This is a genomic window from Alkaliphilus flagellatus, assembly GCF_018919215.1.
Lineage (GTDB): Bacteria > Bacillota > Clostridia > Peptostreptococcales > Natronincolaceae > Alkaliphilus_B > Alkaliphilus_B flagellatus.
This window is the reverse complement of the sequence record NZ_JAHLQK010000005.1, coordinates 159,805-173,380: the sequence shown is the minus strand read 5'-3', so window position 1 is coordinate 173,380 and position 13,576 is coordinate 159,805. Positions and strand designations below refer to the sequence as shown.

Sequence of the window (13,576 nt, the reverse complement as noted above, 5' to 3'; positions counted from 1 at the left end):
ACTTAGTTGTTTTATATTATTTTATGCCTCTGTTTGAACCCCTTGTTTTCCTTCAATTACAGCGTTTGCCATAGTAGCAGTAAGTAATTTAACAGCTCTTATAGCATCATCATTCCCAGGAATAACATAGTCTACTTCATCTGGATCACAGTTTGTATCAACAATTGAAATAACAGGAATTCCTAGAGTATGAGCCTCTTGGATAGCAATTCTTTCTTTTCTAGGGTCTACTACAAATAAAGCATCTGGCATCTCAGTCATGTCTTTAATACCACCTAAAAACTTTTCAAGTTTTTCTTGCTCATGACGAAGCTTAATAACTTCTTTTTTAGGTAATACTTCGAATATTCCATCTTCTTCCATTTTTTCTAATTCATGAAGACGTTCAATTCTCTTCTTGATAGTTTTAAAGTTAGTTAACATTCCACCCAACCATCTTTGGTTAACATAGAACATTCCACTTCTCTTAGCTTCTTCTTCAATAGCTTCTTGCGCTTGCTTTTTAGTTCCTACAAATAAAATTGTTCCTCCTTCAGAAGCAATTTCCTTCATAGCACTATAAGCTTCTTCTACTTTTTTTACAGTTTTTTGAAGGTCTATAATATATATTCCATTTCTTTCTGTAAAAATGTACTCACCCATTTTAGGGTTCCATCTTCTAGTTTGGTGTCCAAAGTGAACCCCAGCTTCTAATAATTGTTTCATTGAGATTACTGACATGTTACTACCTCCTTAGTTTTTCCTCCATCTTAATCATTTCTACTTAGGACCATTTAGGCACTACTAAGTAGATTATAAGATGTGTGTTATCTCACCTTAAATATTCTAACATAGAGACCAGTATGAATCAATAGTTTATTTTAAAAATTGTATTTTCTGCTATATTATTTCCTTTTTTTTCTTAACTATTCATGCGATACTTATTATTTGGTCAGATACCTATCATAATATATATACTTTTTAGTATTTATATCTTTATCAAAAACTTCACTTTATTTAACTAATTTTATTACCATATCTATTTCTCTTATACTCTTATTTAAAACTTTAGCTATTTCTTCTTTAGATATACCTTTTTCATATAAATCAATAATAGTACTATTTTTTTCTTTAAATAAGTTATAGTTTAATACAGGCTTAAAACTGTTATTTTTTAGATTATTTTGATTAATTAAATTATTATTTTTTCTATGCTCTTCTATTATCCTATTATTCTCTTGCTTCAATATCAAAACTTCCTGTTCCAATCTCTTTATTCTTTCGACTATAATTTCATTTTCTACTTTAGATCCTTTATTTATTTCTGAACTATATTTTCCTTCTTTTTTATAGAATTCAAGTTTATTATAATTTCTCTTATTTTTAAGTATAAAAGATATAAATAACGGCACTATTAATACAATCCCGCCTACTAATAATAAAATATTGCTTCTTTCCATAATACACCTCTTTTGTTTTCATTAATATATTTTAACAAAAACAGATTAACTAAATTAAAATTACTTTTCATATGGGCCGATTGAGACGTCACCATCTTTTACATATAAGGTACAATTTGATAATTCATCGTAAATTTGTCGAGAGCTACTGCCTATAGTTACCTTTACACCAGTATAAATAGTTGTTACAACATGAATTTTACCGTTATTTGGCTCCTTGAATCTTGCTGATAATTCTTGCAATTCTTTAGTAACATCGTCATACTTAGCATTTAAAACCTTATATGTCTTTAATGATTTAACTAATAATTCTTGCTTTTCATTAGTCAACTGCTGTTTTTTCGATATTTTATTTAATAGTTCAATAGCTTTTTTGGAATTATCAATGTTTTTCTCAATATCTAGCATTTCAACTTTAAGTTGTTCATAATATTTTTTTTCCTCAGGATCAATTCCAACTTCTATTCTAGTAATAGTTCCCATATTAGATCCTACTACATTAGCCCTTACTTCCTTACCAGCTTTTATATCTCCACCAACAATCAAGCCTTTTTTGCCCGAAACTATAATTTTTCCCTTAGTAGTAACATCACTGTGTAATATAGCATCTGACACAACATTGCCGCCACATTTTACTCTTACATTTTCAAGGTATTTTGCGTTTAAATTTCCAGAACATTGTAGATAAGCTTGGTTATTGCCTTGTACTCCTCTGTGAATAATAATATTTCCTTTAGAAATTAAGGTAGCACCTTCTACTACTCCCCAAATTTCAATATCTCCTTCTGCTTCAACCTTAAACCCTGACTGTACATTTCCCTTAATATTAATTTTACCATTAAATTGGATATTGCCTGTTTCGTTATCTATATCCCCATTGATATTTATAACTTCATCTACATATATAGTACCATCTATGAAATGTACCTCTCCGTCTTTAGCAGCATAAATTTTCAAACCATCTTCACTTTCTACTACATTTTTTCCCTTTTTTATAAGAACTTCTTTACCGTTTTTAGCAACTATTTCATTTCCATAGACATCCATCCCATTTATACCTTCAGTAGGAGGAATGATTTCTATAAGTAAAGTACCTGCATTCACATTCCGTATTCTATTCAAGTTTTTATAATCAATTCTTCCATCTTCATCAATAATTGTATTTCTACTTTCTGTTTCATCATTAAAAGGATAAATAATTTGTCCATCTTCTCCGCTTATAGCTGCCTTACCTTGTGCTATTAAAATAGATTGATTAAATACTTGTCTATTAACTACTTCTTCTATTTTTTTATTGATAATTCCAAATTTAATATTATTTTTATTTAAGTTGTCTACAATTTCAGTAGCAGATAATATTTTCCCGCCACTTGGCTCTGTCAGTAATATTGTTACTTCTAGTTTATTTTTAGACACATCTATTTGCAAACTGCTATCAATTAAAAATTCATCTTGAGAAGGTGCAATTTTCTCCGGATCGCCATTTTTATTTTCTAAACACCGAGCGATTTTCTCATAATCATAGTCTTTTACATATTTTTTAGTTAAGAAATCTAATATATTTCCTATACCAACTTTTGATGGTATCTCTGTAATAGTGAGATAAACTCCATCTGGACGATAATCTAGGTAAAATTCACTTTTTTTTGTATCATTTATATTTTTGTCCGATTGTATATCGGTGTCATAACTAATTGATATAGGCGTTATTTTTAATTTAAATAATCCTTTTTTAAATAAAAAACCTTTCTTTTCATCTAAAACTTCGACTTTAACTTGATCATCTGTTAAGTTTAAACTTTTTAATCCTTTAGTTAAAGCATCATTATAAGTCTCACCTTCAACAACAATATACTCATTTGTCATGATTCTCCCCCTTTGATCATGCGCTATTTTACGGTTAATTTAGATTTTAATCTTGAGATGGCTTTAGAGTGTAATTGAGACACTCTTGATTCGGATATTTCTAGTACCTGTCCTATTTCTTTATATGTTAAATTATTATAATAATATAGCGATATAACCTGTTTCTCACGTTCAGGTAATTGTACTATATTATTTTTGAGAGTATCATATGTCTCTTGGCTACACACTAACTCTTCAGGTAATTGTTTTTCATTTTCTATTTTTCCTAATGTATATCCTTCGAAAACAGCCTCCTCTAATGAGATTACATTAAAGGAGGCTGTTTGTAGCATAATTTCTTGTAGCTCCTTAACCGTAATCCTCAATTCTCTTGCTACCTCTAAGTCAGAAACTGATCGTCCTAGTTGGTTTTCCAATCTACAATAAGCATCTTCAACTTGCTTGGATTTCTGTCTAGCAGATCTTGGAACCCAATCTAAGTTTCTTAAATGATCAATGATCGCTCCCCTTATACGTATTTGTGCGTATGTTTCAAACTTAACTTGTTTATCTAAATCAAATTTTTCTATAGCATCTATTAAGCCAAAAATACCGTAGCTAACTAAGTCATCATATTCTATATTTGTGCCATAAGATGTATATAATCGGCCAGCAATAACTTTTACTAGTCTAACATACTCTTCTATGAGTAATGTTTTCGCTTGTATATCATTATTCTGTTTGTAATTATGCCATAGGGTTCTATGCTCCATTTTCAAACCTCCTGGCTTTATTTATTGTTATAATAAGAATATTAAATTTCATGTACACCATGTCCTATAGTTTTAATAATAAGTTTTCCATTATTAGAATAAAATTCAATAGTTCGACCATAATTTCCACCAGTATCCTCTGCAATTATAGGTATATTTAGTAATTGTAATATTTCCTTAGTGGCTAATACATTTCGTTCACCTATTTTCATTATTTCATTATTAGTTTGAAATGAAAACATTTGACTACCTCCAGCGATTTTTGCTGTAATTCTAGACTTATTGCAACCTCTTTCCATCATTTTATCAAGTAATAATTGTATACCAGTGTCCGCAAACTTAGCTTTGTTCTCATTATTTTTAATATGTTTGCTGCTTGGTAACATAATATGAACTAAACCAGCAGTTTTAATGGCTTTGTCATATAGAATAATACCTACACAAGATCCTAGTCCTAGAGTTGTAATGACCCCCGGATCTTGAACTATATTCATATCAGCCATACCAACCTTAGTAATCGTTTGCATTTAAATATACACTCCTAGACTATTTAATAGAGTTTTGAAAGATTTAGCTTCTGGAATGAGAAAAAAATTACCTTTTACTGTGTCGTTACCATCTTGGAGTATTGTTTCAATTAATAAAACTTTATCTCCCATATATCCAAATTGTATTGCGGGTACACTGATTATTGCCCCTGCCATGTCTATACATAATGATGGAATAGATATTTTAATGTTTAAATTAGTTAAAGATGACAGTGAAGATATATAGGCTCCAGATAAAATATTTCCTATTTCCTGTAGAGCCGAATGATCCATTTCATCTAATTCATTGCTAGGATCTTCCCTACCCATTAAAATATTTGTTAAAACCTTTGCAGATCTTAAGTCAAGTAAAAACATAATATTACCTTCAATATCACCCTCAACTTCAAAATAAACACCAGATACAACAATTTCTTCTCCGCCTAAAACTGCACTTACGTCATTAAAATCTAAAATTTTTACAGATGGTACATTCATATCTATTCTTTTATTAATCAATCCAGCTAAGGCTGTAGCTGCATTTCCAGCACCAATATTACCAATTTCTCTTAATACATCTAAATGCAAATTATTTAAGTCCTCTATTGATAAATCCAATAATATTCCCCCTTACCCAGTAATATTATTTATTAGAAGTTTAGGAATATCTACTATAATGATCATTCTTTCATCAAACTTACCAATGCCCTGAATATAGTCATCCTCAAAGGAACTTATTAGATCATAGGCTTTATCAATTTGGTTCGTATCCAATGTAACAACCTCAGAACATGAATCTACTAGTATCCCTACATTCATCTCTTCAAAAGAAAGTACAATAATCCTATTTTCATCTGTGTTACTAACATTTTCTAACTGAAATCTCCTTCGAAGATCTACTACTGGTATAACCTCTCCCCTTAAATTTATTACTCCACTTATGTAGTATGGCGCACTAGGAACTCTAGTTATTTCAGTAAGTTTTTCAATTGTTTCGACATACTCAATTAATAATCCATAGCTCTCATTATTTAACTTAAATACAACATATTGATTTATCGAACTCATATTATTCACCCCTTGAAAAATTATCCTTTATTAGACTATAAGAATTAAAAGAAAGAATTAGTATCTACAATTAAAGCTACTGATCCATTACCTAAAATTGTAGCGCCTGCAATTGACCGAATTGTTGAAAGATATTTACCTAATGATTTTATCACAATCTCCTGTTGTCCTATTAGCTTGTCTACAATTAGGCCTGCATCCTTATCTCCCTTTTTTACGATAACTACAATTACATCCTCATCAAAATTATCACTATCAATATCACTATTCGTATTAGGTACATTCAGTAACTCAGAAAGTCTTAATATAGGTAATGTTGAATCTCTATATAAAACAACTTCGTTTTTTTGAACTCTACGAATACTACTTTTTTCTATAGTTGTAATTTCTTTTATTGAATTTAAAGGTATAGCATACTTTTCTGACCCAACTACAACTAACAATGCTTGAATTATAGCTAGTGTAAGGGGAAGTCTAATAATAAACTTTGTTCCTTTTCCTAAAGTTGTATCTGCTTCAACGATTCCACCTAAGGACTCTATTTTCGTTTTAACTACATCAAGTCCCACGCCACGTCCAGAAATATCCGATATTTTATCAGCCGTGCTAAATCCTGGACTAAATAATAGCTGTATAAGTTCTTTATTGTCCATTAATTGTGTATCCTGAGTTGTAATTATTCCTCTCTCAATTGCTTTATTTTTTACTTTCTCAATATTTATTCCGCTACCATCATCTTCTACTTCAATTACTACACTGTTACCATCAGGATATGCGGAAAGTTTAACGGTTCCAGTTCTTTGTTTTCCTAACTCTAGTCTTTTATCGATCTCTTCAATACCATGATCAATGGAGTTACGTATTAAATGAATAAGAGGATCCCCTATTTCGTCAATTACAGTACGATCTACCTCAGTTTCTTCCCCCGACAAAATCAATGTTATATCTTTTCCTAAATCCTTAGATAGATCTCTTACCATTCGAGGGAAACGATTAAATACTCTTTCAATCGGAACCATTCTTACTTTCATTACTGCATCATGTAAGTTTGTTGTTATCCTTTCGAGGTATTCAATAGCTTCACTCGTATTTTGTCTACCTCTTTCATCTCCAGCATCTTCTAATCGGGTCTTTATTATAATAAGCTCACTAACTAAGTTCATTAAGTTATCTAAACGATCTATATCAACCCTTACAGTTTTACTTGTTTTTGATTTTTTATTTTTCGCTTCTTCATTTTCTTGCTGCTTATTTTCCTCTACTACTTGTATCTTGTCAGTATTATTAACAACATCATTTTTTTGAGATATATCAATATTTTCTGATAGCACTGGACTTATTTCTATAGATTCAACTTCAGATATAGAACTTAGTTCCTTTCTAATAAACTCCTCATTGTGTTTTGTTATTAATACTAATTCAAAAGATAGATCAAATTTTTCATCTTCAATCTCTTCTATACTAGGATTAGATTGAACTATATCTGAAAATTTTTCAAGTGTACTTATAATTATATAAGCTCTTGCTGACTTTAACATACAATTACCATCTAATGTTATTTTTATTAAGTTAACATTAAGTCCATCTTTTATAGCTGTAGAAACAACATTACTCAGATATTCATTGAATTCAATAGTTGATTTTATTGTTTTGTTAGCATTAAGTTTTATTTTCTTTTCATCTTGATCTTTATCATTAGCATTTATATCAACTAGTTTAGATATTTGCAACTTATCAATCAATTCTAATGCAGAATCATTTCCTTCTTCACTATTGGCTTCAACATTATTTATATACCCTTCCAATCTATCAAAACATTCAAATAAGAGATCTGTTATTTCTGTGTTGACTTTCATATTTCCTCTTCGGATATAATCTAAAACATTTTCCATCTCGTGAGTCAAATGTGCAATATTATTGAAGCCCATAGTTGCAGACATACCTTTTAATGTATGAGCTACCCTAAAAATCTCATTTAATGTATTTGTATCTTCGGGATGATTTTCTAAATACAATAAATTCGAATTCATGTTTTGTAAATGCTCCTTTGATTCTTCAATAAATATTTCTAAATATTGATTTATATCCATAGAATTACACTCCCAACTTTTTTAATATATAGTTTGTAATTTCATGTAATGGAACAATGTCATCTACAACTCCCATATTTACTGCACTTTTTGGCATACCATAAACTACACTCGTATCTTCATCCTGTGCAATAACATAACAGTCCGTATTATCTTTAAGTTCCTTTACACCATTTGAACCATCTGCTCCCATTCCAGTCATAATAACAGCAATAATATTTTCATCAATATTATTCGCAACAGATTTAAATAGTGCATCGACCGATGGTCTGTGTCCTGAAACGGGTTCTTCCTGTGATAGTTTAATAAAAATATCACTGTTAGACTTTGTTTTTATCTCCAAATGATAATTCCCTGGTGCAATATAGGCATAGCCAGGGAGAATTTTTTCATCATCCTCGGCTTCCTTTACAGCAATATTTGACATACTATTTAATCTTTCAGCTAAAGATTTTGTAAAGCCTGGTGGCATATGTTGAACAATTAAAATACTTGCTGGAATATCTTTAGGCATTAATGGAAGTACATGTTGCAAGGCTCTAGGCCCTCCAGTAGAAGTCCCTATAACAATAAAATAATGTTTGTCTTTTCTATTGTGAGTAGATGTTTTGTTGGAGTTTTGAATTAATTCTAATTTATTGTTTTTTACAGATTGCTTTCTATTCTTAAAAGTCAAATCTACTTTTGAAGCAATATTAATTTTATTAACTAATTCTTTTTTAAGATCATCTATATTAATTCTAAAAACACTAGAAGGCTTTTGAACAAAATCGACAGCTCCAATATCTAAACAAGTTAAAGTTGCCTCTGCACCATCTGACGTTAAACTACTTAGCATTATTACCGGAACTGGATTAGTCTTCATAATTTCTTTTAGGGCATCTATTCCATTTAAAATAGGCATTTCAATATCCATAGTAACTACATCAGGCTTTAAAAGTTGTATAAGTCTTATAGCTTCTACTCCATTTTTAGCCATGCCTATTACTTCTACTGTTTCATTACTACTTAATATATCTGCTAAGATTTTTCTCATAAAAGCAGAATCATCTACAACAAGCACCTTAACTTTTTTATTGTTAGAACTCATTCTATATCAATCCTTTTTTACGCATTAATCTTTGTTTCTCAAAAATAAAACTAAATATTCTATCTGTGCCTGTTTCGTTAGTTTCTTTAAATTTAATTCCTATTTCATAAAGATTATTATCTAAATCTTTAGTAATACGAATTACTTCTCCGTCCATAGTAATTACCTGATCTTCATCAAGATAAATGTCAATTGTAATATTGTCTGACTTTTCCACTTCATTTTTACAAGCAATTTTAACTCCACCACCACTTAAATCCTTAGTGACACATTCGAACTCAAGAATTTTATCATTTTTATGTTTTTTTAAGATAGCATCAGTAACGATGGGTAGCCTATAATAATTTCTTCTTTGAATCTTTTGTACATCTCCTATAAGCTTAAGTACAAAGGTTACGATATTTGATTCTATTTTTTTTATTACTTTCGCATCAAATTGGTATACTCCTTTTTTACGATAAAAAAACATAGTAATTTTTTGTCCTTCATAGAGGGAGTATCTTTTTCCTCTATAAATTGGAGATGAAATATGTAAACAATTATCATTTATATCTATATCAATAAGTTGAGTATTAAGCATATTGTTTTGTCCCTGATTAGTATCTTCATCACAAAACTCTACACTTAATTTATCTCCAATTTTCAACTCAGAGAATATATTCATATTAATCCTCCTATCTTAAAAAATTAACTAGCTTTTTAAAAAAGTTATCAAAAACATTGCTACTTTCAAATGTAACATCATTTACAAGTTTTATAGCAATATTTTTAATGTTTTTACTAGCAATGCTATTAGGATATTCCATTGTAAAAGGTCTTTGTTTTTTTACAGATCTACTAACACTATTATCATCAAAAATATGACCTAATTTTTCTAAATCCATTGATAGAAAACGTTTAGACGCATTGTTTAGTTTTTCAAAAGCAATATTACCTTCAGTTATATTCTCCACTCTGTTAACTATAACCTTTATTTTTTTATTTTTATCTTTTAAATTTATAGTTTTAATCATAGCATATGCATCTGTTATAGATGTTGGTTCAGGCGTAGTAACAATTATAATTTCTTGAGCTGAAAGAACAAAAGATAGAACTGAGTTAGATAAACCTGCTCCTGTATCAATCAAAATAATATCTGCGTAATTATTTATAGAGTTGAGTTTTTCAATTAACTGCTGTATAGATGCTAAAGACATATCTACTAACTCAAGGACTCCAGATCCACCAGATATAATCTTTATATCATTAGGGCCATTTATCATAACTTCATCTAAGGATTTATCATTATGAATAACGTCAAGTAAAGTATATTTAGGGACTGTTCCTAAAACTACATCAATATTAGCTAGGCCTAAATCTGCATCTATAATAACTACTCTATTATTTAATTTAGTCAATTCCATACCTAAATTAATTGTAAAGTTTGTTTTGCCAACCCCACCCTTTCCACTAGTAACACATATTATTCTAGCATCCTTAGTGATATTCTCATTATGTGCGGCAATTTGTTTAGAATACATTCTTCTACTATTAATTAACTCTCGCAATTTGGCGGCTTGGTCCATCTTATTATATCTCCTTCAGTAACATATCTAAAATTTTATTTGAAGTTACCACTTCAATATCATCAGGAACACTTTGTCCAGTAGTTACATAGGAAATATATTCAGGTTCTCTCATAGCAATATTTAAAATCGGTCCGTAGGTGCTAACTTCATCTAATTTTGTAAAAATAATTTTATAATCCTCTATAAAACTATATGTTTTTAAAATATCTTTTAAATCACTATTCTTAGTGGTCGAGCTAATTACTAAATAAACGCTTTTATTTTTTACTTCATTTAAAAGTAAAGCTAATTCATCTACATGTTCACTATTCTTATGACTTCTGCCAGCAGTATCAATCATGATTATATCGCTATTACTAAGACGTTCAAGAGCAGTATGAATTTCCTTAGGCGAATAAATTACTTCCAATGGAATATTTAAAATATCACTATAAACCTTCAATTGTTCTACAGCAGCTATCCGATATGTATCTGCACTTATTAATCCAACATTTAAACCTTTTTCCAAATTATAGTTTGCAGCAATTTTCGCAATTGTAGTTGTTTTACCTACACCTGTAGGACCGACAAAAAATATAACCTTTGAATTAAAGTCTATATTATTATTAATAGTTGTTGGTATAATCTGTGCCAGGATTTTTTTGATAGTTTCTTTATCTTTCAGTTCTAAATCATTAATATCAATATCGCAATTATTTAAAAGTTCATTAATTAATTCCTCATCTATTTCATTTTCACGCAACACGTTATATATGTAACTATTTTTTTTACTATTTAAGTCATCGGTTGCTTTTGATAAGTTAATACTTTGCATTTGGTTGACTACAGTACCTAGCATAGATTTAATATCATTTATTTCCATTTGTAGTTCCTTATCTTTAGACTTTAACGTTGCTCTTTCTCTTAGATTTATCTCTTGAGCCTTAGCCATATTGGTTATATTAGTCATTGTTGTAGCTATTTCATTTTCTTCAATTGCAGCTACCACTTCTACAACTGATTTTTTTAAGAAACCAAATATACCTTTGGGTTTAACTTTTCTCTGATGAAGAATTACAGCATTTGATCCTAACTCACTCTTTACTTTAGTTATAACGTCATGGTTATCAACACCATAAAATTTTTTTACTTTCATCTATATTCTCACCATCCCAACAGATTCGATTTCTACAGATGGATCAACTTCATTGTAAGATAAAACAACTAAGTCAGAAGTAAGTTGCTCCGTTAATCTCTTTAAATACAGCCTAACAATTGGAGCAGTAATAATAATAGGCTGTTCACCTAGATTAATTAATTTTTGTAATTGATAAGATAAATTGTTTAAAATCGATTGAATTAAATCTGGATCCATTGCAATATATGTACCTCTATCAGTTTGTTGAATAGATTCCATAATTTTTTGTTCTAGTTGCTGATCAACCGTTATTACTTTTGCAGGTTGGTTAGGTATAAATTGTTTAGTAATGGCTCTACTTAAAGCTTGTCTTACATACTCTGTGAGCATATCTGCGTCTCTAGTCATATTTGAATAATCCGCCAATGTTTCAAGAATAGTAACCATATCTCTTATTGAAACACCTTCTTTTAATAGATTATATAATACTTTTTGGATTTCTCCCAGACTCATTTGAGCAGGAATTAGCTCTTCTACTAAAGCAGGATGACTTTCTTTAACATTATCTATTAACTTTTTAACATCTTGTCTACCTAATAATTCGTAGGCATGTTTTTTAACTACTTCAGTCAAATGGGTTGCTATAATTGAAGGAGGATCTACCACGGTATATCCAAATATCTCTGCTTTTTCTCGTTCTTGCTCGTTTATCCATTTAGCTGGTAATCCAAAGGCTGGTTCCACCGTATCAATACCCTCTAGTTCACCATCAGCCATTCCTGGATTCATCGCTAAATAATGATCAAACATTATTTCACCTGACGTAATTTCAACACCTTTAATTTTTATTATATAATGATTAGGCTCTAATTGAATATTGTCTCTAAGCCTAAACATTGGAACTATAATTCCGAGTTCAAGAGCGCATTGTCTTCTAATCATAACTAAGCGATCAAAAAGATCTCCACCTTGGCTAGCATCGGCTAGTGGTATAATCCCGTATCCAAATTCCAACTCAATAGGGTCTACATTAAGCAAAGGTATAACATTTTCTGGTTTTCTTTTTTCATCCACTGTTTCGGTAATTTTATCTGGTACTACTTCTGTTTCAGCTTTGATTACAGCTTTTCTTAAATTCATACCTAGATATAAAAATAATAAAGCTAGTAATATAAATGGTACCCGTGGTAATCCTGCAATAGCAAATACAACTAAAACCCCAGAAATTATAAACATTATTTTATGATTATTAAATAACTGCTTAATTAAATCATTACCTAAGTTTCCTTCAGATGCAGCTCTTGTTACAACTATACCAGTAGCTGTCGAAATTAACAAAGCAGGAATTTGGCTAACCAGTCCATCCCCTACTGTTAATATAGTATACTTTTGAAGGGCCTCTCCAAAACTCAAATCGCCAGCTAACATACCTATTGCAAATCCTCCAATAATGTTAATGATAGTAATAATAATACCTGCAATAGAATCACCTTTAACAAACTTACTTGCTCCATCCATAGCTCCATAAAAATCAGATTCTCTTTGTACTTTCTTTCTTCTTTCCCTAGCTTCTTGATCATCTATAAGACCAGCATTAAGATCTGCATCTATCGCCATTTGTTTTCCAGGCATTGCATCTAATGTAAATCTAGCTGCCACCTCTGAAACTCTTTCAGAGCCCTTAGTGATTACCATAAATTGTATAATTATTATTATTAAAAATATTACAAATCCAACAACTGCATTTCCTTGCATAACAAAGCTACCAAAAGTATCAATTAATCCACCAGCAGAGCCAGTAGATAATATATATCTAGTAGTAGTAACATTGAGGGCTAATCTAAATAAGGTAGTAATTAACAAAAGAGATGGAAAAATTGAAAATTCCAAAGCTTCTTCTGTGTACATAGCTTTAATCAAAATCAACAAGGATAGAGAAATATTAAAACTTAACAAAACATCAAGAGCACCTAGTGGAACAGGTATAATAATAATTACTATAATAGCTATTATTGCAAGTGTAACTACAATGTCTCCATACTTCTTCATGTTCTCTCCC

The 13,576-nt window shown here is 30.1% G+C and carries 13 protein-coding genes; all 13 read right to left on the bottom strand.

Going from position 1 to position 13,576, the window contains the following annotated elements:
- Window positions 1–21 precede the first annotated feature (21 nt).
- Window positions 22–720: a 30S ribosomal protein S2 gene (rpsB, locus tag KQI88_RS13565; RefSeq protein WP_216418194.1), complete on the bottom strand. Its 699-nt coding sequence runs from the start codon at window positions 718–720 to the stop codon at window positions 22–24.
- Between the two features lie 272 nt (window positions 721–992).
- On the bottom strand, window positions 993–1,439 hold the full coding sequence (locus tag KQI88_RS13560; RefSeq protein ID WP_216418193.1) for a hypothetical protein: 447 nt from the start codon (window positions 1,437–1,439) through the stop codon (window positions 993–995).
- A 60-nt stretch (window positions 1,440–1,499) separates the two neighbouring features.
- Complete coding sequence (locus KQI88_RS13555) at window positions 1,500–3,305, bottom strand: FapA family protein (protein WP_216418190.1); 1,806 nt, start codon at window positions 3,303–3,305, stop codon at window positions 1,500–1,502.
- Window positions 3,306–3,328: 23 nt separating this feature from the next.
- Complete coding sequence (locus KQI88_RS13550; RefSeq protein ID WP_216418188.1) at window positions 3,329–4,057, bottom strand: FliA/WhiG family RNA polymerase sigma factor; 729 nt, start codon at window positions 4,055–4,057, stop codon at window positions 3,329–3,331.
- A 41-nt stretch (window positions 4,058–4,098) separates the two neighbouring features.
- A complete protein-coding gene (locus KQI88_RS13545) occupies window positions 4,099–4,584 on the bottom strand; it encodes a chemotaxis protein CheD (RefSeq protein WP_216418186.1) in 486 nt (161 codons plus the stop codon).
- Complete coding sequence (locus KQI88_RS13540; protein ID WP_216418185.1) at window positions 4,585–5,202, bottom strand: chemotaxis protein CheC; 618 nt, start codon at window positions 5,200–5,202, stop codon at window positions 4,585–4,587.
- Window positions 5,203–5,214: 12 nt separating this feature from the next.
- A complete protein-coding gene (locus tag KQI88_RS13535) occupies window positions 5,215–5,652 on the bottom strand; it encodes a chemotaxis protein CheW (protein WP_216418184.1) in 438 nt (145 codons plus the stop codon).
- A 44-nt stretch (window positions 5,653–5,696) separates the two neighbouring features.
- Entirely contained in the window at window positions 5,697–7,742 is a 2,046-nt protein-coding gene (locus tag KQI88_RS13530; protein ID WP_216418183.1) for a chemotaxis protein CheA, read from the bottom strand.
- Window positions 7,743–7,746: 4 nt separating this feature from the next.
- Window positions 7,747–8,832, bottom strand: coding sequence for a protein-glutamate methylesterase/protein-glutamine glutaminase (locus KQI88_RS13525; protein ID WP_216418182.1), 1,086 nt, complete (start codon window positions 8,830–8,832; stop codon window positions 7,747–7,749).
- Window position 8,833: 1 nt separating this feature from the next.
- On the bottom strand, window positions 8,834–9,496 hold the full coding sequence (locus KQI88_RS13520) for a flagellar brake protein (RefSeq protein WP_216418181.1): 663 nt from the start codon (window positions 9,494–9,496) through the stop codon (window positions 8,834–8,836).
- 10 nt (window positions 9,497–9,506) lie between these two features.
- Window positions 9,507–10,397 carry a MinD/ParA family protein gene (locus KQI88_RS13515; protein ID WP_216418180.1) on the bottom strand — a complete coding sequence of 297 codons (891 nt, stop codon included), beginning with the start codon at window positions 10,395–10,397 and terminating at the stop codon, window positions 9,507–9,509.
- A 4-nt stretch (window positions 10,398–10,401) separates the two neighbouring features.
- On the bottom strand, window positions 10,402–11,535 hold the full coding sequence (gene flhF / locus KQI88_RS13510; RefSeq protein WP_216418178.1) for a flagellar biosynthesis protein FlhF: 1,134 nt from the start codon (window positions 11,533–11,535) through the stop codon (window positions 10,402–10,404).
- Complete coding sequence (gene flhA, locus KQI88_RS13505; protein ID WP_216418176.1) at window positions 11,536–13,566, bottom strand: flagellar biosynthesis protein FlhA; 2,031 nt, start codon at window positions 13,564–13,566, stop codon at window positions 11,536–11,538. It abuts the gene before it with no gap.
- Window positions 13,567–13,576 lie beyond the last annotated feature (10 nt).